This is a genomic window from [Flexibacter] sp. ATCC 35208, from assembly GCF_001975825.1.
Lineage (GTDB): Bacteria > Bacteroidota > Bacteroidia > Chitinophagales > Chitinophagaceae > Chitinophaga.
This window is the reverse complement of the sequence record NZ_MTKN01000032.1, coordinates 65,580-87,598: the sequence shown is the minus strand read 5'-3', so window position 1 is coordinate 87,598 and position 22,019 is coordinate 65,580. Positions and strand designations below refer to the sequence as shown.

The window sequence follows — 22,019 nt, the reverse complement described above, 5'->3', positions numbered from 1 at the left end:
TTCCACAAACCGGTAGGTGGCAGGTTGAACGATCATTCGCGTGGCTGAATTTTTTCAGAAGGTTAGATAAGGATCATGAAAGGCTACCTGAATCATCTGTTGCATTCATCCAGGTAGCTTTCATTAATATACCTCTAAAATGAGTCGTTTGGAATTTTAAACATGTTCTTAGTTTCAGTTTGTTCCTTATCTAACTGTAAACCTAAAAACTCGAAAAGATATGGGTCCTTAATAAAATGCGCAGCCTCTGTTGAATTATGTACTGGAAGTTTAAGCATTCTTCCCAAATATTGACTATCAACGTTACGTTGTAAAGTACGGCTATTCCAATTTCCTTCAATAGCGCAATTAACCAGCAGAGGACTAAGTGACTGATTATCAATCCCACATATAATCCTGTAATGAGTCCAACTCAATTCAGGACGCACTGTGTCCCAAATCGAAAATGCCAGAAAAAAATTTCGCATATTTCTCAAGTTACTCTCATCAAACCCCTTTCCGAATTCCAATGTTAGTTTGGTTACAAGATTTTTCAGGACTGCCTTTCCATATGCAGCACGATTTTTTCCATCCTGTTCATCTTCAATAATGAGTTTCGCAATTTCCCAATACGTTTTTAACAATATTGTATTGGTGCTCTTATAAATAGTTTTCCTTGCATCTGCTATTATCCTGGCAATGGCATCATACAAAGTGTAATTGAAATTTTCAATAGCTTGACTCATCTATTACAATAGTTTTAGGCCCGACTGCTAAATTCAAACATTGATATAATATCTAACAAATTTATTTTATTTATTACCAACTATCAAGGAAAATAAAAAAAAACAAACTCATAAACAATTGAAAATCAAATATATTTTTACTAATTCAGATTGAACATATTCACTCCAGTTCAATAAGGGATTGATTATCGAAAAGAGGATCATTTAAATCGAGTCTAAATGATTCCTGATTTTTTCTTACACATCATCACTGTTGGAAGGTCACCTGCCAGATCGGAATGTCGTTGATCATTACCATCTAACCCAATTTGATGAGCCCAGTTTCCCATATCCCTAGTTAGGATACCATTACTTATGGCTTCATTTATTCTTACACATAAACTCCCATCAATAAATCCCAACTCTTTTAGCATAGCATCTACAAAACTTGAAGTTTATTCTCTCCCCAAGTAGAAAAAGCATCCAAATATTTAGACTTAGAATTTATTCTGTTCGCGAAAGGCGATGAGGTAGATACCTACTTGTCTCCATTTTTTGAAGTTTCAAAGCCAATACTTACGTGCCTACCCGAACAGGTCCTTTTGGGGCTATATCAGGTCGTGAGGAATGGATCTCGGTTACGTCTTGACCCTCAGGCAGCATCTCAGTAGTGTGGGATTGGGCTGGAGCCTGAATGCAGGAGGTATGATTTGCATTGTAGAACTTTGGGTTGTGTTTTGATAAGTTACTTTAGCAAACGAATTGGGCTTCTTTTTCAAATAGGAATTAAACTAAAACCTTCCGTTTACACTGAAGTAGCCAATACACCATCCGCAGCCTTATTACCCCAGTAAAACGCCTCTTCAAATATAGAAATCCCACTCAGATCTGAATGGGCAAACAAGATATTCTTATGCTTACTCTCCCGCGCAGCCGCTATGTTCGCCCCCGTTATAAATCCAACTGTAGGGCGAATCATACCATGCCCCCATATCCATACTTCAATGTCCTTAATGAGCGCGTGAACTCCAGGATGTGCTACTTCCATATCATCAGTTATCAATTTCACCCATTGCTCATGTGGCAAATTCAATGCATATCTACGGGAATCAGCAGGCGGCAGGTGATCCAGCGGCAGGTAATATGTCAGCACCTGCTGTGTAGGGGCCTCCAATGTTAAGCGCTGATGCTGTGCATTTACATAGCCCAAGGAACGACTTTTGTAAAAAACGTTGTCCCAGCACAATTGGAACCCTTTTGAATCAGATAACGGATCGAGGGTAATATTAGCTACCAACCACGGTGAATAGTTGAAATTATGATCGTAATCACCATCCGGTAATAACCGATGCGTAACGAACTGCGGTGTTGCCATGATACAGGTGTTAGCAATGATTCGTTTTGTAGTACCTGTTTTTACATTCAGGTAATCGACCCATACTTTATCACCGGCAGGTGTTACTTTATATGCCAGACTATCAGTCTGGATACGCTCTCCTATAATATCACTCATCTTTTTCACCAGGTGTCCATTCCCTTCCGGCCAGGTAAGCACCGCAGCATTATCTGCATTGGCAGCCTTGCCCTTGCGGGAAGCAAAATAATGAATACCTGCCCATGCACTTATTATCTCTATACCAGCCCCATAATCATCCCGGCAACAATAATCCAGATACCAGTAAATTTCTTCTGAATGATACCCCTCATGCTGCAGATATACTTTCATTGAGATATTATCCAGCGCCTGTGTTTCCGGATCTTTTGAGCTATGGACTACAGGTATATCGAACAAGTACAGGTTATCACTGCCCTTCTGCCAACGCAGCTTTTCCATCGTCGCAAAGAAACGGCGAAATTCTGCCTGCGCTGCATCACTCACACCAAATTGCGGTACCAATCCTTCCTGCCAGCGATTACGAATAAATAACCGCTCTTCCGGATCATAACGAAGATCTGTCTCCTGATAGACAGGCAACTGTTTATCGTCATAACCCGTGATCATACCAATATCGTGCAGAAAGTCCAGCAGTGGCTGATTATCCAGGCTCGCAACAGGCAGATAATGCGCCCCTAACGGATAAGCAGAATAAGCATTTTCTCCATCCGCAGCATTGCCACCGGGGTGTGATTCCAACTCCAGTACTTTGAAGTTTGTGTAATTATTCTTTAGCAAATGATACGCAGCTGAAAGTCCTGAAATACCACTACCGATTATTACCGTATCGAGGATTTCTGTTTGATCAGGTGTAGCAAAGGAACCATTACGGAGCTGATGACCAATAGCTGCAGAGGCACCGTTTATTTTACCTTTTATATGCGCATATTTATCCTTTCTCCTGCTACAGGCGATAAACTGTGTCTCCGTGACAGTAGCCCCGGCAATCAGCGCCATATACCAAAGAAAATCTTTGCGGGTAAGTGTTTTACTCCTGGTATTTTCCCCATTCATCTTCAAAATATTGCACCAGTACCTGGTTGTTTAAATGATTTGCCTGCACGTCTCTCTTATACATATCAGCGGAGAACTGGCACATCTGTGGGAAAACATCCGCAGCGAAATAACGCAGACCAGCAGGTATCGCTGTATGATGATCTGTGAGTGATGTGGGAGACGCCATTACATATCCCCATTCCCCAAATGAAGGTACATAAGTATGATAAGGAATGGTATGGTACCCACAATCGTGTAGTGTTTTGTCTACACACCAGAATGCTTTAGGAGCCACAAATGGCGAAGTAGATTGTACAACGATAACGCTGCTGTCACCCAGTGAATGTCTCAGCTCTCTATAAAAAGCTGTGGTGTATAGCTTACCCACAGCATAGTTACCCGGATCAGGAAAGTCGATCACCACAATATCGAATAGCTTCTCATTTTTCTTGAGCCACTGAAAAGCATCAGCATTGATCACCTGCAACCTGGAAGAACTGAGAGATTGCTTATTCAGTGCGGATAACAGCGAACTTTCCCTGAACAGCTTCGTTATACTCGCATCGAGATCAACGAGCGTGATGCTTTCTACATCTCCATATTTTAGTACTTCACGGGCCGCCATGCCATCTCCCCCACCCAGTATCAGTACACTCTTATGTTGTGCACCATACAGCATGGCAGGATGTATAAGCGCTTCGTGATAGCGGTATTCATCCGCAGAGCTGAACTGAAGATTGCCGTTAAGGTATAATCTCAGCTCATAATTATTGCGGGTGATAACGATACGCTGATAAGGAGATGAATGGGAAAAGATAACAGGATCGCGGAATGCCAGTCCTTCCGAAAAGGACATGATCTTATTTGCCCAGGCAAAAATGAGCGACAGCACCACGATCACAGCCAATGCTTTGAAATTTAAGTACCTTGCCCATTTTACCTCCGATCTGAATTTCACACAGACAAGGATCGCTACCAGCACATTGAGCACACCAAAGAAGCATGCGGTACGTATCAATCCTAAATAAGGAACGAGTACCAGCGGAAAGACGATTGATGCCAACAACGCACCGATATAATCAAATGTAAATACCCGTGATACCAGATCGCGGAATTCATACCTATTCTTCAGAATGTTCATTAACAGGGGTAGCTCCAGACCTACCAGCGTACCCGTAAGACCTACCAGCAAATATAAGATTAGGCGAAAAGAGGCTGCCTGGTCGAATAAAAGAAAAAGGACGGCGGGACTGATACCACCGATCAGGCCTACAAGGATTTCCAGCTGAATAAACCAGCTGAGCAATTCTTTTTTAAAGAAACGGGACAGGTATGCCCCTATCCCCATAGAGAACAGGTAGCAACCGATGATGGTGGAGAACTGTGTAACGGAGTCGCCTAGTAAATAACTGGCAAGCGTACCTGCTATCAGCTCATAAATAAGTCCACAGGTGGCGATTACGAATACTGATAGTAATAACAGGAATTCCAACGGCCTATTGATCTTAAACATATTCGCCATTATTTGTGATAGAAAGTATGAACGCCGGAGTGACCGTTCTGTCTATCCTGGCCAGGTAAGTATTTCTCTGTACTGGCGCAATTGCAGACACGATAACCGTAATGATTCGCGATCACAAGTAATACCAGCAGTATAGATGCAACACTTATGATGAAGCCATCTCTTATCCAGATTCTGCGTATTATATTGAATGGACTGATATTTTCTTCCATGATATTATTCCCAACGTTTTTTTTCAAAAAGATAATTCCAAATTTGGACGAGTATACATATCACCAACATAATTAAGGAGAGAAAGAACGGGTTCCATATTGTATATACATTCCATGTGGCTGTTACTGTAGCAAATACCGGCGACCCGTAGTTTTCTTTATAGGGAGTAACTACGAGATGATACGTACCCGGAGGAATGCTACAAACAAAAGCAGAGGCTACTTTATCTCCTTCCTCCCAGCTTTCTCCATCGGAATACCCATGATAGTAAGATGATTCCAGTGCGACAGTCTGCTCCTTACCATCTTTTTCATTGACAAGATCGATATCAGTTGCACACCAGTTGTTATCCACATCCCCTCTGATAGTAACTTCCATGTTGGACATTTTATAAACTACAAAGCTTTCGCTCACCCGGGGGCGGTTCATAGTAGTATCATCCACTTTCAGTTGCATATAGGATACTACCTTCCGGCTTGTATCAAGGTTATAATAGTACTGGATGACGAATGCCAATACACAAAAAATCATAACACCGACTAAGCTGCGGAACCAGTCAAAATTGATATAAAATGGCTGGGCCGCCGCTACGCCAGTACGACGCGGCATCCGGCCACCATTGAGGAATCCTTTGCTAACTTGTTTTGGACGTATGTACTCTCCAAAAAACAGATCAATCTCCGTCTTAGTAGTATATTCAACTGCCAGCAATTGTGGAGGAGCGATATATTCGAAGCACTGGATGTTTTTGGAGAAGTTGATATCAAAATGAAACTCTCCTCTTACCGCATGGTAAAAAGCATGATAATTGTGAAAGTGTTTAAGGGTAACACCATCGACATCTATTGTTGGCGCATATTTCTGAGGAGGCTCATATACCAGCCCATCGTTTTCCGTTGGGGAAAGTAACAGCCAGTGACCATTAAATGTAGAGAGAAAGATGTTTACATTATCCTCATTCCTGCGGAGGGTATATTCTACCCAGCAGTATTTGTCAGGACCGACTTCTACGCGTTCTGCGTAGGTAATGACGGTATATTCTATGCCGTTGATTATACCAGTGGCTCCCAGGGGGATCAGCTGGTGGTATTTTGGTTCGTTGAGCTTACCTGTCAGCCTGAAAGCTAAAGGTGCCAGCGATTCTTTATGTAGGGTGGAATAACAATAATGACAAACAAATACTTCTGTTCTTACGGGATCAAAAACTGACAGGATAGTACTACAAATGGGACATTTAAAATTGTTCATGGGTATAAATGTTATCTTCTCAGGGAATGGGATTCATGACGGGTAGCTTCGAAGAAGCGCAGGATCTCCTGCATGATCGCTTCTGTAATCAGGTCATTGTTCTTCCTAAAGTTAGAGAGGAATACATCGCAGGTACATAAGCCGTATTCCGGCCAGGTATGAATAGAGACATGCGACTCCGTCAAACAGTGTACGGCGGTGAATCCGCCACCTGGAAAATCATGAATGTTGTGCCCCACAGCTGTCAGCTGATGTTGATCGATTTGTCCCTGAATGAATGTTTTCCAGTAGCTGCTATGCTGTAATAAGTCTATTCTCGGGGAGTACACTGTGGTTAACAGGTGTAATCCCGGCTGGTATTGCATAAGGATAAATAATGATTGGGAGCAAGATATTACAAAATTGGGAAATTGTATCCTAAAATTAGCTGAATGAGGGGGGGGATGGCCCAGGAATGCTGCTATGCACTTATCTTATTGAGCGGCAAGTTCTTTAGATACTCTCTCTGTGAAACCCTTCTTTTCTATTAGGAACTTACGAACTGCCTCATATTCGGATTTGACCCAACTAATGCGGCAAATATACCCTTTGGGGGAGTATTATAGTACTTAAACCGTGCTTCTTTTTCCATCTCCGGCATCCCATCCGCGCCTTGAGAAAAATCCATGGTAATATCTACAGGCAGATCAATATTGTCAGATGCAATACGATGGTAGGCTGTTATCATTATATAGAAAATTTGTGTGTGCGAATTAATATTTTCATCATCAAGAATCCTGTAAAAAAAACAATAGGCAAGGGAGTTATTAAAGATCCTCATTGCTTTTTAACAGCCATATGACTTACCACTTCAAAGGTCCGTCCTCACTTTCCCAAAAAATCCAGCGGCACTCTTCATAATGTTTACCTGTGCCAATAGTATGGTTATCACGTTGACCGGCATTGAGTTTCAACTGATGTAGCCCGCCTGCATAGGTACCAACGTATAACGTGCTTTCATCTTCAGAAACAGCCATTCCAGAGATCGTGCCTCCTATATAATATTGCCACAGGTATTTCCCCTTATAGTCATATGCTTTAATATAACCGGAGGCATTCCCCCATATAAACCCTTCTTCAGTAGCTACCCCCGCATATACACGGTCTTCTTCATTAATAACTTTCGGCTTTTTCTTCAGATTATTGGTTGGAACTATAATTGTAGCGCCATGATACATATGACAGGAATTGAGCAACACCTGTGCACCATCTTTTGAGAACATGGTGTAGTGAGGGTATTCAGATGCAGGCGCAATATTAAATATGCCATTGTTACCACCAACCCTGTGGTTACTAGCCTGTTCACCAAAGCTAATCAGCTTATTATCGGGAGATAAAGCACCATGCTCCATATCTATCTCTGTGCCGTATTCCGCATCATCATCATCATCTTCTTCTTCCTCCTCCTGGGAATATACAGGATGAATCAACACACAATCTCCATTTATAGTAATATAAATACCATTTGGTGTGATGAGCAATACCTGCAGGCCATCGTTAAATGGTATCATCTGCGTGATCTTCATTTCCGGATACTTAAACTCATAAATAACGGCTCCATCCCAACCTGCTGTAGTGATGATCCTATTCTTTGACGCGATGGCAAAACAGTTATTCCGGGGAGATTTACCAATCGCTACGATAGCCGGATCCAGTTTCTCCAATTTGTCATTTTGGGGATCCCACAGGTAGGACTGTCTTTTTTGGTAAGGAGCGCCGGTCAGGAATACAACTCTGTCAGCATCTAAAAAATGAATATCCCATATTGATTCGCACTTTTCGGAAATGTATTTTGCAAATGGGGCTAATGACGGAGGGCAACTTTCACGAAAAGCATTTACTGTGTTATTTTTGTTAGCCTGGCGGAGAGCGGCCAGGATTTCCGGGGCAAGGTGCTCACGCTGATCGGATATTTCTTTTTGTACTACTTTGTCCCATCCATGCGCAGCGGCATAAGCTACCATTTCATTGATTTGCTGAGCGAACAAAGCTCCTTTCTCATTCCATTCTTTTAAAAATGACATACAGTAGCATTCTTTATTATAAGAGTTTGTTAAATTGAATAAACAAATTAACTAATTTCACAATACACCAGAAATAAAGTTGAGATATTGCCCCTAAAGATTGAGGCCATTATAATACTATCCTTTTTTTGTTTTTCATTTTCGGTTACAACATTGTCAAAAACTGTTACTTCTTTTGGGGGAGTTGTAAAGACATTTGCAACAACAAATAATACAGAAAATGAATAAAGGAATGATTAAAGTAAGTGTTATGTATCCCAATGTGGAAGGGAAACATTTTAATATGGAATATTATATCAGTTCACATCTTACACTGGCAAAACAGCTTTTAGGAAGTGCACTCAAAGGGGCAACTGTGGAAAAAGGATTAGGAAGTGCTAAGCCAGGTGGTATTGCACCTTTTATAGCCATAGGAAATATGTATTTTGATAGTATTGAAGATTTTGAAAAAGCATTTAACCCCAATGCCGGAAAAATTATAGGGGACATGCACAATTTTACTACGATTCAGCCAGATATTCAGATAAGCGAAGTTATTATTTCCGAACTCAATTAAAGTGAAAAGTTGTGGCGAAAATAGTTTTAACAGGTTCATTGGGTAACATCGGAAAACCGCTTGCAATAGCATTGATTGCAAGCGGACATTCTGTAACAATTATCAGCAACAATGCCAACCGGCACGATATAATTGAAGCCTTAGGAGCAAAAGCAGCAATAGGTTCTATAAAAGACGCCGATTTTTTGACAGCAACATTTGTTGGTGCAGATATTGTTTATCTTATGGAACCCCCGATAGCTCCAGACCAATTATCGAACCCCAATTTTACGTTTACAGATATGCTGAACAATATCAATGATATTGTTACAAAATATAAAGAAGCAATTTTACAAGCGGGTGTAAAGAGAGTAATTCATCTTAGCAGTATCGGTGCACATACAGACAGCAAGAATGGGTTATTAAAACATCATTATTACGCAGAAAAAATTTTGAATGAATTACCTTCTGATGTTTCCATAAAATTTATGCGACCTGTCGGTTTATTCCTCAATATATTGCCATTGGCACAGGTAATAAAGCAACTAAGTAAAGGTGTTATAGGCACATTTATGGCACTTTACTATTATGGCTTGGGTGGTTTAATGGGCGGAAAACGTGGCGTAATCGTTTCTAACCTGGGAGGAAATGATATTAGCCTTTTGGTTTCGCCTCTTGATATTGCAAGCACGATAGCAGAAGAAATAGAAAACCCATTTAGCGGCAGAACATTCCGCTATGTCGCAAGTGAAGAAATGACTTGTAATGAGGTAGCAAAAGCATTGGGCGACGAAATCGGAAAGCCTTATCTGAAGTGGGGACAGATTTCTGATAAGCATTTATTAAATGCCATGAAAAGGATGAAATGGAGTCCCAGCATTGCACAAGCATTTGTAGAAATGCAGGCAGCCGGACGTGGTGGTGAAAATTCTTATTTGTATCAGGATTATTACAAGCACCGCCCGGTTTTAGGTAAAACGAAATTGAAAGATTACGTCAAAGAATTTGCTAATGAATATCACAGACAATGAATAATACCTTATATTGGATAGCAACAGGATTAGTTGCGTTGGTTTTTATTGGAAGCGGGATGATGAATCTTTCAGCAAATAGTAAAGCCAAAGAATTAGAATCGGGTTATGGTGGCAGACGTAATCAAATTCTTCTCAGCGTATTAAAAATAATGATTGGAATAATTTGGATTTTCCCACAAACGGGGGTTCTTGGTGCGCTTTTAGCGATTGCTTACTTTGGAGGTGCCATTGCTGTTCATCTCACGACTAATACGCCTGTGGTAAATGTAATAGTTATTCAAATTGTCATTTGGGTTGCAAGTGCATATCGATTCCCTGAATTATTGCAACGTATGCTTGGAAGCTCAATTAAATTGTGAATAGCAATAGATAAACATCTGTATCTTCAACTATGATAAACATGAAGCCGCATAGCATAAAATCTATCAGTGAATATCATCGGGTTTTAGGTATTCCAAAACCTGAACATCCTTTAATTAGTTTGATAAATATAGATTCCATCACTAACAGACCAGAGCGAGTTTCAATAAAGGTTGTGTTTGATTTTTATGCTATTGCATTAAAAAGAATGGATGGAATAAAGTATAAATACGGACAGCTTAATTACGATTTTGAAGATGACGGTGTTTTGTTTTTTATGTCGCCTAATCAAGTATTGAATGTTGAAATATTTGAACAGGAAATGTCTAAAAGTCCATCCGGCTGGATTTTACTTATTCACCCCGATTTTATTTGGAACACGCTACTTGCCCAAAGCATAAAACAATATGATTTCTTTGATTATTCAGTTCACGAAGCTTTATTTCTTTCCGGAAAAGAAGAAAAAATACTCAACGGAATAATTGAAAACATTCAGCAGGAATATCATTCTAATCTTGATGATTTTACCAAGCAAATCATTGTGACACATGTTGAAAACTTACTGAGCTATTGCGAACGGTTTTACCATCGCCAGTTTATTACCAGAGAAAAAGCGCATCATCAAATCTTAATCCGTTTGGAAGAGTTGCTCAATAAATATTTCAACGATGATCATTTAATTTCGAAAGGCTTGCCAACAGTTCAATATGTTTCAGCCCAATTAAACGTATCTGTAAGTTATCTAAGTCGTTTGCTTAAAGTGCTTACAGGACAAACAACACAACAACATGTGCATAACAAGGTCATTGAAAAGGCGAAAGAAAAATTATCCACAACAGATCTTTCCATCAGTGAAATCGCTTATGAACTTGGTTTTGAACATTCACAGGCTTTCAGCAGACTTTTCAAAAGCAAAACCAATTGGTCGCCTTTAGCATTCAGGCAATCGTTTAACTGATTTAAGTTGATAAATCGATTCACTTTCTGCCTTCCAATGATCATAAGGAATAGTTGATATAAGCCTGATACTTATTTTTCTCAATTTCATCACATTCTCTTACGATACACTTTTCAGATCTTTTTACCAGATCTTTAGACAGTAAATTTTTATAATTATCAATTGATAATTTCATTATTTCTATATATGATATGTGGTAAGTTCAGGTCACCTATTTATCTACAAACAACTTACTTAGACAAAAAGATCATCCATAGTTAAACTATTCTGAACTATACTATTAGAATAAACATTTCTTATCATTCCATAGGTAGTGATCATAGTTAAAAAAATGGATTTATTAGTATGTGTCGCTGTTCGAAACGTGTCTACTTTAGATAATAATTCTTCACTATATTTTTTATCTATGGTAAAAGGATTCATAGAGAACTTCATTTCACAAACATTTATCACATCGTCTTTTCTGTCTATTATTAGATCTATCTGATGTTTTCTTCCTTTATCCATGTTTATCCAGGACGAACAATTTGTTTGCACGCCACTTATGCCAAGTGCATGTTTAATTTCTGGTAGATGTGCAAAGCAAACCTGCTCAAACGCATATCCACTCCATGCTCTCTGCTGTGGAGTATTAAGCCCATTCATCCATTCGTTCTCATTCAGCGCAAGATTCCCCCGTATGAATTTGATATAAAATAAAGAATAAAAATCACTTAGTTGATAAAGGCTATATTTCTCTTTTTTACCAAAGGATGTGTACTTCCGTATAAAGCCACTCTCCTCCAATTCACTTAATATTCTTGTTGTACTTCCGGCATTAGGCAATCCTGTATTATTAATAATTTCAGAACGGGTTAACCCCTTAGCTTTTGTGCTTAATGTTTCAATTACTGAAAGGTGTTTTTCTGCTTTATTGAATAAAGAAGTATAAAGATCTGTAAATTCTTCTGTCAATAATCCATCTCGCTGGAAACACAATCGATTAATATTCTGAGAGGCACTCATACCAATATCCACATGGTCAAGATAAAATGGTACACCTCCCATCACCATATACAATTGAATTAACTGATATCTATTAAATACTCCGCCACGACTCTTAAAGAAGGTTTCACATTCCTTTAATGTAAAGGGTTCAAGGCGTATTCTTTGTGTTACTCTATTATGTAGTCCTCCTTTATTATGGATCAGTGTATTAATCATCCATGAAGCAGCTGATCCACATACAATAAGAATAACATCGTTTCTTGCACTGGCAAATGAATTCCAGAAATAGTCAAGTGCGGGGAGAAACCCAGATTGTGCAGTATCCAACCAGGGCAGTTCATCCAGAAAAACCACTTTTTTTTTCTTACTGCTTTTTGATAATAAATCTTCCAGTTGTGCAAATGCTATAAACCAATTTTCTGGCATCGGAGCTGATTGATTAGGATAGAACTTTTGTAACGCTCTATGAAAATTGGATAAATTTTGTTGCAGGTTTATATTGGCAACCCCAGTAAGATAAAATGTAAAATCCTGCTGAAAAGCTTCTCTTATTAAAAATGTTTTGCCAACCCTTCGCCTTCCATATACAGCAACAAATTGTGATTTGTCTGATAGTTTCACATTTTCAAGGATCTTCAATTCTTTCTCTCTACCAATAATATTACTCATACCAATCAATTTGGCTTTAAAGGTATTTAAATTAATAGTTAAAGCCAAATTGAAGATCAAAATGGCTCTAAGTGTCATTCTAATAAAGATAAAGCCAAATTGAGCCGCAAACTTGTTTAAATTGCCTGCAGCAGTTGTCCACGCAAATCTTAATCGTAATCTCAGGTGAGCTTGGTAAAAAAAACAATATCAGCATCCTGATCAAATAATAATTTAATATAAATAAATAGTTGTCATGCATACATCTATTCCACTTTATTACAGGATTTTACTGCTGCTCATCGCACAGAAAAAACATCTGAGGAAATAGAAAAGACCTTTTAGGAAGTTTTGGAAGTGTTTATCAATATGCAAGAAAATAAGAAGAATACTTTCGGCTACTTCTGTGGCTTGAAGGAGCGGGTTATTTGGCCAATTTTATACTTTCCTGGATGAGAAAAAGTACTCAACAATGGAATATATGCCGTTGTGGTCTTTCTGGAATTCTTCATCTTGACTTCTAACCGCATTAAATAATTGTCTTATAAGTAGTTATCATGTTTTCTTGATTTAAGTCACCACTTCAACTTGACATTTATCGTGTGTATTTAATGATCCGTGTCAGTATGCGGTTCCTTAAGATGCACCAATTTTGAAGTGTAAATCAGAACGGAAAAAACCGTAGGACTTGAATATAATTAATAATGGAAATCATGAGTAAATTAGAAAATAAGGTAGCGGTAGTTACCGGTGCTTCCAAAGGAATAGGTGCAGCTATTGCCAAACATTTTGCTGCTGCAGGCGCAAAGGTTGTTGTAAATTATGCTTCCAGTAAAGAAGGAGCGGACAAAGTGGTTAAAGCGATAACCGATAATGGTGGCACAGCCATTGCGGTACAGGCCGATGTATCAAACGAAGCCGATGTGATCAGGCTGTTTAAAGAAACTGAGCATGCTTTCGGCACACTGGATATTTTAGTAAATAACGCGGTATATCAGGGGTATGCGCCTATTGAACAAATTTCAGCAGAAGAATTTCGTAAAAGTTTTAACGTCAATGTGTTAGGACCTATATTAACTATTCAGGCAGCGCTGAAACTTTTTGGCGATAAGGGCGGAAACATCATCAATATCAGTTCGGGTGCAAGTAAATCCCCTCTTCAAAATGCCTCATTATACTCTTCAACTAAAGCGGCACTGGATGCCTTCACGATTGCTTTATCTAAGGAGCTAGGTATTAAAAACGTTCGTATCAATTCTATTTTGCCGGGCGCTACGGACACGGAAGGTGCAACCAGCGCGGGCGTCACTGCCGGCAGTGAGTATGAAAAGATGTTTGTCGAGAAAACACCGCTTGGCCGTAGAGGCCAGCCCACCGATATTGCGAAAGCAGCAGTATTTCTGGCTTCAGATGATGCCGCCTGGATTACCGGTGAGCAAATTTCCGTATCGGGTGGTATGTACGGTTTTTAAAATCGTAATCCCCCAAAATAAAACTCAATAAGATATATCACTGATTGACGTTGGTTTTACCAAACCATATAATACTTTTATTAAGAATAAAACTATGAAATTAATAGGCATCCTTGGAGCAGGGCATATCAGCAAAGCTGCAGCTACTCGATTTTTGGCCAATGATTTTCAGGTCCTGATCAGTAACAGTAAGGGACCTGAATCCCTTACCGATATTGTATCACAACTGGGAACCGGCGCAAAAGCTGTAACAGCGTCTGAGGCTGCTGCAGCAGATATTATTCTACTAGCAGTACCCTGGACTAAGGTCAAGGATCTTACCGAACTTACGGACTGGAACGGAAAGATCGTGATCGACGCCACCAATCGTTTAGAATATGGTACCGGAATAGAAGATGGTGGACTGGCATCAAGTGAAGTTGTGCAAAATTATTTACCGGGCGCGAAGATCGTTAAAGCGATGAATACCCTCTCAGCCAAAGTACTTGCCGCAGATCCGTCTGTTGGAAACGGAAAGAGGGCTCTTTTTATTTCCGGCGATGATAAAGATGCGAAGGCCATCGTGAGCGGAATTCTCAGTAAAATCGGCTTTGCGCCCATCGACCTCGGCACGCTTGCAGCCGGCGGTAGATTACAGCAGTTTAATTGGCCGTTAAACAGTCAGAATTTTATTAAGCTTTAAGTGCACAGGGGCTTTTCAGAACAGGATATAGAAAAATCAGTGTCTTTCTTAAAATTGAAATTACGTCGCGAGATTTTAATGGATATTCAGTCCCCGGTAGCCCTCGAAGTTGTTAAATAAAAAACAGCATATTGTGCTGCTTTTTATTTTAAATTACCCTCCTTTTTCTATTGTCTAAATTCAAGATAGATTCCATGTGTGAGTGCAGGGGATAGTAATATACTGTTCGTACTTTCACTGCCTTTGATACCTGACTGTTGTAAGATTGTTTTCAATTTTTTCAGATCTGTAACCTGAACGGTTGCTCCTATTACCTGATGGTTGGGGATTACCTGTAATGAAGCAGGGAGTAAAATGACTTCGCCTTCTTTTAATTTTGCTATTTGAGCGGTTATTCCTGAGAACATTTTTTTCTGTTTGACTTGTATGCCGAGCTTTTTAAAAAGTTGAACGTATGTGGGAATGTGATCTGTAGCGAGCCAAACACTGGTGAGGGAATAGGCCGTGTTAGTGTGGGCGAAATGTTCGGGTTTGTCGGTTGGAGAGTGATTTCTTGAGCCAAAAAAGAGTGGGTGTAAATTGTTTGTGTCGATTTGTTGAGTTAATACCGTGGGATTAGTGGCGAAGAGTCCAAAATAAACGGGCCCTTCTCCTTGTTTTAAGGAATTGCAATATTCGGTTGTTAGTGGATCTACGGGTTGTGATGCCGTAATGAGTTCGATTTCGGTGCCATTAGGGAATTTAATGTGTTGATTGCGGATCCCGTTTTGATGGAACCGGCCGGGCTTGATAATAAATCCTATTTTTTTATAGAAGTTGGCAGCACTGTCAAGGTTGTTGACAACGACGGGGATATGGTCGATGCCGATGACTGAATCTTTTTGAGGAGGTGTGAGCGATAGCGAGAGAAGGGCGAGGAAGAGATGTATTTTCATGATAATTGCTGTTGATGACTATGGAGCGATACCGAAAATTAAGATAGCTTAGAATTAGACAGACTGGTTCGAAACCTGTCACTACTGCCCGCGAAAAAGCAAGATCGCTCTTAGAGCAGGTCTTGCTTTTTTATGAATGTTTATGAATTTCTGAGATGTTTGTAATTCACTTTATAAGCGTTCGAAATTGATTAACCTTTTTTCTAAAATAATGACTTTATTCAACTCGTCGATCATAGCCCTTCTTAAGGCATCTCTAATAACTGGCTGGTTATAATTCCTGTTAGAATAGCGATAAAAAAGCTCAGGAATGTTCCGATCACTACATATTCAGTGAGTTTTGTTTCCCTGGGTTCTTTTAAATCACCAAATCTAAATACGGATTTTGCCGCCAGTAAAAAACCAACTCCTTCCCATTTTCCTAATAGGATGAAGATCAGAATCATTAGCCTTTCAAGGAACCCAATCCATTCACCAGCATTTTTTAAAGATTCAATTTCCCCGGTTGTGGTTGAACTGGAACTGGCACTTGTACCTGGTGTCCATTTCGAGATTGCGAATTTGGTAATGAGAGATGCTGGTTTTAATGCGAATAAAACAGCGGTGCTTATAATAAGTGCTCTGGGGGTAACTATAGTAGTATAATTCCACGTTACATGTTCATAGAAAGACCAAACCCAAAGTAGAACGACTAAACGCGTGATTTGATCAATAAAAAACCATGCTCTCTGGGTAGCAGGCTGTTGATATTGCAATTTTATCGCATCAATAAGTAGATGCAAAACACTAATCACTAATGCCACTCTCCACAAACGCAAGTCCCAGGTAACTAATAAAATAAGTGTAAAATGTATGAATATGTGGACGTATAAATAGGGAGAGCGCCATTTTTTTAACTCTTTACTGGCCACCCATTTGCTGCTTTGCAAAAAAAAGTCACCAAGAATATGAGCTAAAAAGAATTGAAGTAGCAGAATCATATCAATTTATTTTTTCTATAATGCATTTTTCATAAAAGGAGACCAAATCCATAATTTCATCATAATGTGCTCGTTTCTGAGCCTCACTAATTGTAGATTGTGTCCGTCCCATTTTATCACCAAGCTCTTTTTGCGATAGTGTGCGGTTAGCCATTGATACTGCCACTATTTGTGCCGTAGCTGTACTCCATTTATCAAGTACTATTGATACCAGACGAAACATTAAGTTCAGTTCATCATCCAACTGTGGCCAGGGGCTTCTGATGGCAAGATTTTGTTTCAATCTTTTAAGCTCTTCAAATGTTTCTCCTGAGTTAATAAATGCTTCTCCATTTGCTTCAGTTATTTTTTGAGCATTATAGCTCTTTTGCCCTATTCCGATTCCCATTCTCACATCCAATTTTTCTATCGACTTAATACAGGCCTTGATGCGAATGGCGGCTAACAGCGCATATTGAGGTTGACTTATTTCTAATTGAAAGCTATCTCCTCTGTATATCTCCCATGTTTTTGGTGTTTTACCCCACTCTTTCATAAGAGCCTTTAAAGGATTTAACCAAATAACCGGATCAGCTTTCCGTGAGTTGATAATATCTCCTGTAATAATACTAGTCATACATCAAATATCGTTCATTGAACCGATATTTCAAAATATCGTCAATTTAACCGATATATAGGTTATTAAAATGATTTTATCGGTACAAAAGGCGATAATTTAAATTATCGCCTTTTGTACCGATAAATATATTTAATTGAACCTGAACTATTACTCCTTACAAACATATAATACCAGTCAGGCACATTGCGAAGAATGTTATTTTTTTTCTCCTTTTTATTTCTATCCGCATAATTCCTGATAATAGTATTTCGTCCGAATAATCAAAATCCAATTGCATCGGTTATTGTAAAAAACTATCTAAATAACCGAATATTGTTTTTGTCTGCGTCATCAGGCTAACATGGCTTTGATTGGGAATAATGGCCAGCTGTGATTTTGGCATTGGTTGCAAATCAGCAGCAACACCACCTCCCAACAATTTATATGTTTTTGCCAATTCGATTTTATCCATGCCATCATTGTCACCTGATATAATTAATACAGGTGCAGTGATTTTTGCTATATTGTCATCGCCCAGATTAAATGGCTCTCCAGCTAAGGCAATCATCTGTTCCAGGAACTTATTCCATTTTGTTTTATCTGGCGCTACAGCATCATAGGCGGCTTGCAGCGGCGAATTTGCAAAAAGCTCAGGCTTCATATTTTTAAAAACACTGGTTATTTCGGTTACCCAGCCTTCACTTTTATAAACAGCAGAAATGATGACCAACTTTTTCAATCGTTTAGGACTTTGTATCGCAAACTGGTAGGCTACCTGACCACCGAAACTATATCCCGCTATATCCGCGCTGTCAATTTTCAGATAATCCATTACTTTCTCCACATCGCTAGCTAAAGTGGCCAGTGATAATTTTCTATCTGAAAAGGGTGTGTGCCCATGTCCTTGCAATTCTATAGCAATTACTTTTCTTGTTTTCGCCAATTCAGGTATTAATTCCCCCCAATTCATCTCAATGGTATAGTAAGCGCCATGCAGTAAAACGATAGGCTTACCGTCGCCGTATACTTCATAATAAACTTTGATGCCATTAGCCGGTGCGTAGCCACTGTCGGTAGGTTTCATTTGTTGTGCATTTGATGAAGATGCTGCAGCCATAATGATTGAGATTAGGAGTAATTTAATAAGATCTCTTGCGTTGAATAAATTTTTCATAACCTTATTCAAGTTTAGTTTGATTGTTGATGACAATACAAAGTTGCGAAACATTTTAGGATTCTACCTGTGTAAAAGTGACAATATTAGGGGTAGATCACGACAAAACACTTTACCAATACGATTTGTTGCCCGATCTATTATTATTGATTTTTAAAAAAATGTTCAAAATCCTTAACGATGTCAAAATAATCATAGCTAAAATTGTTCATCCAACAACTTAATATGCCCTGATAGGGAAAACAGTTCATTTAACTGTCAGAGCAACTGTTTTAGAAAATTCAATGATCTCCATAATTGTAGGATTTTCAGTTTGTGACCGTAATACAGCCTTTGAGGAATTAAAAATCATTAATAAATCATCCAGATTAACAGCAGCATGTGGGGAATCTTTTCTGAATTGGGGCAGTGCTATCATTTTGTCGTTAGTCATGGAAGTAAATAGGTTTAAACGTGAATAAACTCAATTATTGTAACCTACTTCAACATGAACCATTTTCCCCTTTACTCTATCAAAACGTCTGGCAATGTAAACAAGGTTTCCATCAGTTGCTCTGAGCAGCGTATGATTACATATGAGGATGTCAAATACTTCCGCAAGGTGCATCGTAAGATCTTCTGTTTCTGGCATGGCTGTCAATTGCTCATGTTGAGGTTTCAATATATATTCACCCCATAGTCCTACGATTGTAAGTCTGCTCCGACTTTTAACCCTTTCCAGTGTAACCGATAACTTAGGCTGTATACCTGTTATGGCTATATGTCTGCTAATAGTCTTTTCTGCCAGATCTTTTAAAAGTTGTTTGTCCAGATTCAGTTCTGGCATGGTTTCCAAGTAAACTTTACCCACAGGCCAGAAAGCCTTCTAGTCAAAATATTTGAAGACTTTTTTGTTATAATTTACTATCATCCATTTAAAACAATTACTTGCCAGCTATATTGGATATGCTATATCCATTTTTGGGCAAATTCATCAGCCTCTTTTTCTTTGATGAGATCTTTGTCGGAATATTCTACTTTCTCCAGGAAGATATCCTTTTTCCCATGTAAGAGAATATGTCCTGCTTCGTGAAAGAATGTAAACCAGAAACTTTCATTATTTTGCTCTGTTAATTGAATGAAAGGAGTATCATTTAACCATCTGGTAGCTCCTCTTATAGGAGCTTTATTAATACGAGGAGTATACACTACTTTAACACCAGCTTCCAGACAAATTCTTTGTATTTGGTCAATTTTTTTTTCAGTGGAATTTGCACTGATTGATTTCAACTTTTTTAATGCTTCCTTAAACTTCTTTTCTGAATAATCTTTTGTTTCTAATTCCATTGCCTGCAATTCACCTTTGCGAAGCCATACAGATATAGCATAAGGTTCAATTGTTTGTGCAAGCGAAATCCGGAAAGCTACTTTCAATTGTTGATTAAAATAATAGTCTTCCCATGCTGTGTGATTAGAGAAGCCAAAAAAAGAAAGCATCTCAATGGTCTTTTCCTGAATGGTGGTTGCAGCCGGTAACCACTCCTTCCTTATCATTTCAGCCAAAGGAAATTGCTTTGCCCATCCTATTGCTGACTGAATAACTATTTGTCTTTTCTCTCTTGCAAGAAATTCATCATAATGTCTTTGATGGTTCATCCAAAAATTAGCGGGTATCCTGGTAACACTTTCAAACTGAACAGCCATGTCAGGGGTAATAGAACTATCTCCTTTGATTATGGCAATGACGGTTTTTTCAGGCTTTCCTGTGCGAAGCGCGAATTCTTTCGGCCCCATCATCATTTCTTCCAGCTTTCCCCTCAAGGTTTCACCTGGATGAGGAACTGATTGTGGAAAGTACTGATTCTGTTTTACCATATTATTTCTTTTTATGATAATTGACTATTTCTAAAATTTCTATCCCTATGATTTCCATCCAAATATACTGACCATGCTTGTTTGTGGGTATTGGCTCATTATGAGGTTTAAACACCAACCTATAAGGTTGATCCAGATCGCAAGCCCATTCTCCTTTCCGATCATTATTAAGCTCATGAAAATTGCCTGGTAAGTGCCTTAATTCTTCAAGGTTATTAGCGACCCATAATTGCACCAGCCTCTCTTTGATTTTATTAGCCCGCAGTTTACCACACACCTTCAGGCGGTTTTTATCATTGTTCGCCAGTTCTTCCAGTTTTCTATCTGCAAATGTAATATCCACTACAAATATAGTTATTTTAGGTTACAGAAAATGTAAGTTAATTTAAAATTATAGGCAAAGGTTTTCCTATTTGGCACCTATATATAATTACAGAAGCTGTAAAAAAATAACATACTAGTGGACAAGTTGACTAAGATCTGAAGGCTTCTTCCATATAATTTCGCTATTATAAGCGCCTCAAAATGTCTTCAGACTATCCACCTGAATGCAATTATTCATGTAGGGTATTTGAAAGTCCGGTCATGAAATCAAACGGAACCTCCTGGCAAACATGAACTTTTTCCCTTTTTTACGATATTCTCTTATAGAAGAAATCAGCCATTTCGAATAGTTAGCGAAGTCTGCATCATTTTCTTTGGAAAAAAGTTCAAATATTTCCCCGTTCCAATCTACTACTACATAAGAGTAATATCCATTTACTTTCCCCGTTCCCCACAAGAGACTATCCTTTGTTTGATATACCGGGTATCCAATACCTTCTGCAATGTATTGCCTATATTTATCATCGTTCCAGGTGAAATCCCCATCATAGGATCTCCAATAGAAATGCATTTGGAAAACATCTTTTCCATTAGAGTATCTATCATCTTCTCCAGTCATATTGTCGCCTTCTATTAATTTAAAACCTTTGGGAAAGGATGCTTGTCCTAAAGTGGGAATTGTGTAGAGCAGGAAGAGAAAACTAAAAAAATACTTCATAAGTTGGTATGGATTAGTTACTAAAATAATTATTTCTTATTGGATTTTAGCATTGGCAGGGAAAAATACGACCAGCAAACTTTACTGCAATAGCAGAAGACACCACGACAATTGCGCCATTGTCATTGAAAAGCGGCAATGCTTTTTGCACGGAAAAGAATGTACCACGTGCATTGATGTTGAAAGTTTTGTCAAAATGCGCCAGCGTTACATTAGCGGTATCCGACATTTCCACAAAACCCGCATTGGCAACAACGATATCAATAGCGCCTTTTTCTCTTTTTACAATGTTGTAAAGTCTGTCCAGGTCTTCAAGAGATCCTCAACAATTCAAAGACAGATGTAGCCAAATCTATTTATGTTGTAGCCCAAAAATTGCGTGTAAAGAAACTGCCTCCGCTATAACAATACAAATATTTTGATCACCATTGTCTTATTCCGGAGGACTAACGTTAGGAGGTACCTTACAAATTAATTGTTGATAAAATAGTATTAATCGTGGTTAAATTAGAACACTTCTTCCCGCCATAATAATTCCATCATTCTGTCTAATCCCTTATCAGCAGGCTATTTACAGGA

27 protein-coding genes are annotated in these 22,019 nt (G+C 38.8%); 7 read left to right on the top strand and 20 right to left on the bottom strand.

Annotation, left to right across the window (positions count from 1 at the left end; translation table 11 throughout):
• On the top strand, positions 1 to 143 hold a 143-nt coding region (locus BW716_RS20245), incomplete at its 5' end, for a transposase (RefSeq protein ID WP_143708933.1).
• Here the strand turns inward: BW716_RS20245 and BW716_RS20240 are convergent.
• From BW716_RS20240 to BW716_RS20200, 9 genes are all read right to left on the bottom strand, one after another.
• Positions 135 to 725 (bottom strand): DUF1016 N-terminal domain-containing protein, encoded by a 591-nt coding sequence (locus BW716_RS20240; protein ID WP_083725329.1) that lies wholly within the window; start codon positions 723 to 725, stop codon positions 135 to 137. The two genes, BW716_RS20245 and BW716_RS20240, sit on opposite strands and share 9 nt — an antisense overlap.
• 215 nt (positions 726 to 940) lie before the next feature.
• A complete protein-coding gene (locus tag BW716_RS39025; RefSeq protein WP_083725327.1) occupies positions 941 to 1,138 on the bottom strand; it encodes a DUF4145 domain-containing protein in 198 nt (65 codons plus the stop codon).
• A gap of 371 nt (positions 1,139 to 1,509) precedes the next feature.
• A complete protein-coding gene (locus tag BW716_RS20230; RefSeq protein WP_083725325.1) occupies positions 1,510 to 3,153 on the bottom strand; it encodes an NAD(P)/FAD-dependent oxidoreductase in 1,644 nt (547 codons plus the stop codon).
• Positions 3,128 to 4,648, bottom strand: coding sequence for a polyamine aminopropyltransferase (locus BW716_RS20225; protein ID WP_083725345.1), 1,521 nt, complete (start codon positions 4,646 to 4,648; stop codon positions 3,128 to 3,130). The genes BW716_RS20230 and BW716_RS20225 overlap by 26 nt, the downstream gene beginning before the upstream one ends.
• 8 nt (positions 4,649 to 4,656) lie before the next feature.
• On the bottom strand, positions 4,657 to 4,896 hold the full coding sequence (locus tag BW716_RS20220) for a hypothetical protein (RefSeq protein WP_143708932.1): 240 nt from the start codon (positions 4,894 to 4,896) through the stop codon (positions 4,657 to 4,659).
• A complete protein-coding gene (locus BW716_RS20215; RefSeq protein ID WP_083725321.1) occupies positions 4,874 to 6,118 on the bottom strand; it encodes a DUF4178 domain-containing protein in 1,245 nt (414 codons plus the stop codon). The genes BW716_RS20220 and BW716_RS20215 overlap by 23 nt, the downstream gene beginning before the upstream one ends.
• A gap of 11 nt (positions 6,119 to 6,129) precedes the next feature.
• Positions 6,130 to 6,483 (bottom strand): S-adenosylmethionine decarboxylase family protein, encoded by a 354-nt coding sequence (locus BW716_RS20210; protein ID WP_083725319.1) that lies wholly within the window; start codon positions 6,481 to 6,483, stop codon positions 6,130 to 6,132.
• Positions 6,484 to 6,644: 161 nt separating this feature from the next.
• Entirely contained in the window at positions 6,645 to 6,845 is a 201-nt protein-coding gene (locus BW716_RS20205; RefSeq protein WP_143708931.1) for a hypothetical protein, read from the bottom strand.
• A 115-nt stretch (positions 6,846 to 6,960) separates the two neighbouring features.
• A complete protein-coding gene (locus BW716_RS20200) occupies positions 6,961 to 8,181 on the bottom strand; it encodes a PQQ-binding-like beta-propeller repeat protein (RefSeq protein WP_083725315.1) in 1,221 nt (406 codons plus the stop codon).
• A 220-nt stretch (positions 8,182 to 8,401) separates the two neighbouring features.
• Here BW716_RS20200 and BW716_RS20195 point away from each other — a divergent pair, with 220 nt between their 5' ends.
• From BW716_RS20195 to BW716_RS20180, 4 genes are read left to right on the top strand one after another with little or no spacing between them, the layout of a single operon-like run.
• Positions 8,402 to 8,737 carry an EthD family reductase gene (locus BW716_RS20195; protein WP_220388795.1) on the top strand — a complete coding sequence of 112 codons (336 nt, stop codon included), beginning with the start codon at positions 8,402 to 8,404 and terminating at the stop codon, positions 8,735 to 8,737.
• Positions 8,738 to 8,748: 11 nt separating this feature from the next.
• Positions 8,749 to 9,747 carry an SDR family oxidoreductase gene (locus BW716_RS20190; protein WP_083725313.1) on the top strand — a complete coding sequence of 333 codons (999 nt, stop codon included), beginning with the start codon at positions 8,749 to 8,751 and terminating at the stop codon, positions 9,745 to 9,747.
• Positions 9,744 to 10,109: a DoxX family protein gene (locus BW716_RS20185; protein WP_083725311.1), complete on the top strand. Its 366-nt coding sequence runs from the start codon at positions 9,744 to 9,746 to the stop codon at positions 10,107 to 10,109. The genes BW716_RS20190 and BW716_RS20185 overlap by 4 nt, the downstream gene beginning before the upstream one ends.
• Positions 10,110 to 10,141: 32 nt before the next feature.
• On the top strand, positions 10,142 to 11,068 hold the full coding sequence (locus tag BW716_RS20180; RefSeq protein WP_083725309.1) for an AraC family transcriptional regulator: 927 nt from the start codon (positions 10,142 to 10,144) through the stop codon (positions 11,066 to 11,068).
• A gap of 234 nt (positions 11,069 to 11,302) precedes the next feature.
• On the opposite strand, the gene BW716_RS20175 is transcribed toward BW716_RS20180, so the two are convergent.
• A complete protein-coding gene (locus BW716_RS20175) occupies positions 11,303 to 12,724 on the bottom strand; it encodes an ATP-binding protein (RefSeq protein WP_083725341.1) in 1,422 nt (473 codons plus the stop codon).
• A gap of 692 nt (positions 12,725 to 13,416) precedes the next feature.
• Between BW716_RS20175 and BW716_RS20170 the strand changes: the two genes are divergently transcribed.
• Both BW716_RS20170 and BW716_RS20165 read left to right on the top strand, forming a co-directional pair.
• Positions 13,417 to 14,175 carry an SDR family NAD(P)-dependent oxidoreductase gene (locus BW716_RS20170; protein WP_083725339.1) on the top strand — a complete coding sequence of 253 codons (759 nt, stop codon included), beginning with the start codon at positions 13,417 to 13,419 and terminating at the stop codon, positions 14,173 to 14,175.
• Positions 14,176 to 14,269: 94 nt separating this feature from the next.
• Positions 14,270 to 14,857, top strand: coding sequence for an NADPH-dependent F420 reductase (locus BW716_RS20165; RefSeq protein WP_083725308.1), 588 nt, complete (start codon positions 14,270 to 14,272; stop codon positions 14,855 to 14,857).
• Between the two features lie 167 nt (positions 14,858 to 15,024).
• Here the strand turns inward: BW716_RS20165 and BW716_RS20160 are convergent, their stop codons facing one another.
• From BW716_RS20160 to BW716_RS20115, 10 genes are all read right to left on the bottom strand, one after another.
• A complete protein-coding gene (locus BW716_RS20160) occupies positions 15,025 to 15,792 on the bottom strand; it encodes a VOC family protein (RefSeq protein WP_083725306.1) in 768 nt (255 codons plus the stop codon).
• Positions 15,793 to 16,037: 245 nt separating this feature from the next.
• Positions 16,038 to 16,772: a DUF3307 domain-containing protein gene (locus BW716_RS20155; protein ID WP_083725304.1), complete on the bottom strand. Its 735-nt coding sequence runs from the start codon at positions 16,770 to 16,772 to the stop codon at positions 16,038 to 16,040.
• 1 nt (position 16,773) lies between these two features.
• Positions 16,774 to 17,388: a hypothetical protein gene (locus BW716_RS20150; RefSeq protein WP_083725302.1), complete on the bottom strand. Its 615-nt coding sequence runs from the start codon at positions 17,386 to 17,388 to the stop codon at positions 16,774 to 16,776.
• Positions 17,389 to 17,671: 283 nt separating this feature from the next.
• The gene (locus tag BW716_RS20145; RefSeq protein WP_083725300.1) at positions 17,672 to 18,544 is read right to left on the bottom strand and encodes an alpha/beta fold hydrolase; all 873 of its coding nucleotides are present in this window, start codon (positions 18,542 to 18,544) and stop codon (positions 17,672 to 17,674) included.
• A gap of 247 nt (positions 18,545 to 18,791) precedes the next feature.
• Entirely contained in the window at positions 18,792 to 18,977 is a 186-nt protein-coding gene (locus BW716_RS20140; protein ID WP_083725298.1) for a hypothetical protein, read from the bottom strand.
• 30 nt (positions 18,978 to 19,007) lie between these two features.
• Positions 19,008 to 19,370: a HipA domain-containing protein gene (locus BW716_RS20135; protein ID WP_083725296.1), complete on the bottom strand. Its 363-nt coding sequence runs from the start codon at positions 19,368 to 19,370 to the stop codon at positions 19,008 to 19,010.
• 122 nt (positions 19,371 to 19,492) lie between these two features.
• On the bottom strand, positions 19,493 to 20,398 hold the full coding sequence (locus BW716_RS20130) for an ImmA/IrrE family metallo-endopeptidase (protein ID WP_083725294.1): 906 nt from the start codon (positions 20,396 to 20,398) through the stop codon (positions 19,493 to 19,495).
• Position 20,399: 1 nt separating this feature from the next.
• Positions 20,400 to 20,741 carry a type II toxin-antitoxin system RelE/ParE family toxin gene (locus tag BW716_RS20125; protein WP_083725292.1) on the bottom strand — a complete coding sequence of 114 codons (342 nt, stop codon included), beginning with the start codon at positions 20,739 to 20,741 and terminating at the stop codon, positions 20,400 to 20,402.
• A gap of 240 nt (positions 20,742 to 20,981) precedes the next feature.
• The gene (locus tag BW716_RS20120; RefSeq protein ID WP_083725290.1) at positions 20,982 to 21,440 is read right to left on the bottom strand and encodes a hypothetical protein; all 459 of its coding nucleotides are present in this window, start codon (positions 21,438 to 21,440) and stop codon (positions 20,982 to 20,984) included.
• A 46-nt stretch (positions 21,441 to 21,486) separates the two neighbouring features.
• Positions 21,487 to 21,747, bottom strand: coding sequence for an SDR family oxidoreductase (locus tag BW716_RS20115; RefSeq protein WP_083725288.1), 261 nt, complete (start codon positions 21,745 to 21,747; stop codon positions 21,487 to 21,489).
• Between the last annotated feature and the right edge of the window lie 272 nt (positions 21,748 to 22,019).